Source organism: Endozoicomonas sp. YOMI1 (assembly GCF_024606345.1).
In the GTDB taxonomy this organism is placed as follows: domain Bacteria; phylum Pseudomonadota; class Gammaproteobacteria; order Pseudomonadales; family Endozoicomonadaceae; genus Endozoicomonas.
Genome location: NZ_JAHHPM010000151.1, coordinates 1 through 1788, shown reverse-complemented (window position 1 = coordinate 1788; position 1788 = coordinate 1). Strand labels below are relative to the sequence as shown.

Sequence of the window (1788 nt, the reverse complement as noted above, 5' to 3'; positions counted from 1 at the left end):
TTGATTCACGGCTCGCTCCTGTTTTTGAAACAGGGGTTAGCGTGGCAGACAGATGATGGGTTTGAAGACGTTCTTAAATAAGCGCTTACATTACAAGAGCCTGGCAGACGATAAATTCCACTGGCCAAAACCCGATGACGAGTTGGTAACCTTAACTGGCCAGCAGCTTAATTGGTTGCTTGATGGCTACAATCTTAATGCCATGAAACCCCATAAAAAAAGCATTATGAGAGCTGTTTTTAGTCTGAAAACTCAGGCAGTGATGGTAAAATGACGGCCATGAAATCACTCATTGATACCGTCATTCATCAGCCAAAATCCGCCTTGAGCTTACTGGTCGAAAATGCTGAAACAGCCTTGGATCTGGAGGCCTTGCTTGAGGCCATCTAGACCATCGACGGTGTCATTCTTGAAAAAGACAACACCCTTCTTGAAAAGGACAATGCTCTTCTTGAGAAAGACGACATGATCGAGAAAAAGTCCATCGTCATAGAAGAACAGAAAAAACGCATCGCCATTCTGGAAGAATACCTGCGTCTGGGACGTGCCCGCCTTTATGGTCGTAGCTCTGAAAAGTTCAGTGGCCAGGGCGAAATCTTCAATGAAGCGGAATTAACCGAATGTGCTACTGATCCGGCTGAAGAAGACTCCCCGGATGGGGAAGAACCGGAAACAGAAGAAAGCCCAAAGCCCCGTAAGCAACGCAAGGGGCGTAAACCGCTGTCGTCGGCACTGCCCAGGGTTCAGGAGCGTATTGAACTGTCCGAAGAAGAAAAGCAGGGTGCCATTGAGACCTTCTTCACCAAAGTCCGGGAAGAGCTGCACCCGAAGCGAGAACCATAACCTTCAGTGAAACCAACTTCGATATTGCACCGAGCAATGCAGGGCAGTCTATTCTCGGACAGCCTCCTAACAGGCATCGCTGCTCAAATGGAGCGGATGACCCAAAATGGCCGGCTGTCTGAAGTGGCGAAAAGGGTCAGTGATGTCTTTATTGCCATGGGCGAGACGCTATTAAGCATGCCTTTTCCGGGGTTACCGTTGATGGCTTTGTCACCAGTATCAGGCTTTACCACCATCACAGAATTGATGGCGGCTCTGCGGACTGCCTTTGATTTTACCAGCTCCACTGTTAAAGGCTTTTTCAGTACCTTCACCCCGATTGTTAAGGGCTTTGCTACAGCCTATACCGGAATACTATACGGCAGTGTCAGGGTATGACAGGAAACAGCGGATGCCTTGGGCTTTGATGGCATTGCTGAAAAGCTGAAAGGAACCACCGAGCGGAGCCTGACCGGGGCTTTGTTGGTGCAGGAGGGACAATTAACCCATGGCAGGCCAATCATTCTCTCAGGTAATGGGGAGGCTGGTTGGGTATCCCGGCTAACGGTCAAGAGCCTCTTTGTGCTCTCCAAAGCGGCCAATAAAACCATGACGTTGATGATCCCGGATAACCGGCAGTTCTCCGTTAGTTTTGATTGTTCTAATGGGGCTCCCGTAAAGGCACGGCAGGTTATGCCGTTTGGCTATCCAGAGTACTGTGATCAATACCTTCTTACCCTTCGATTATTGACTTTTCAGTCAATTTGAGATGCGGGGGGTGAGAGAGGAGAAATGGATGTTGATTCAAGCTCACTATTCTTGGCTTTATTTGATTCTGTTATAAAAGCGATAGCTTGCTTACCCGCGATTTTTGCTTGTTCTCTATCACCGGTATTCTTGAAAACTTCATAGTAAGCCTTCTGGTAAGCCTTCCGTTTCTCGGACTGTGCGTAAGCCTTCTGGTAA

General features: G+C 48.3%; 5 protein-coding genes. 4 read left to right on the top strand and 1 reads right to left on the bottom strand.

All coding sequences use genetic code 11. The features are described 5' to 3' along the window. Positions 1–52: 52 nt before the first annotated feature. The 4 genes from tnpB (at position 53) to KDK15_RS05280 (ending at position 1590) form a co-directional block, all read left to right on the top strand. Entirely contained in the window at positions 53–274 is a 222-nt protein-coding gene (gene tnpB / locus KDK15_RS05295; RefSeq protein WP_257294323.1) for an IS66 family insertion sequence element accessory protein TnpB, read from the top strand. A gap of 191 nt (positions 275–465) precedes the next feature. After that, positions 466–843, top strand: a complete 378-nt coding sequence (locus KDK15_RS05290) for a transposase (protein ID WP_257294322.1) — start codon at positions 466–468, stop codon at positions 841–843. A gap of 96 nt (positions 844–939) precedes the next feature. After that, complete coding sequence (locus tag KDK15_RS05285) at positions 940–1221, top strand: hypothetical protein (protein WP_257294321.1); 282 nt, start codon at positions 940–942, stop codon at positions 1219–1221. An 18-nt stretch (positions 1222–1239) separates the two neighbouring features. Further along, a complete protein-coding gene (locus tag KDK15_RS05280) occupies positions 1240–1590 on the top strand; it encodes a hypothetical protein (protein WP_257294320.1) in 351 nt (116 codons plus the stop codon). On the opposite strand, the gene KDK15_RS05275 is transcribed toward KDK15_RS05280, so the two are convergent. Continuing rightward, a partial coding sequence (locus KDK15_RS05275) for a hypothetical protein (RefSeq protein WP_257294319.1) occupies positions 1578–1788 on the bottom strand: 211 nt, incomplete at its 5' end. The genes KDK15_RS05280 and KDK15_RS05275 overlap by 13 nt on opposite strands.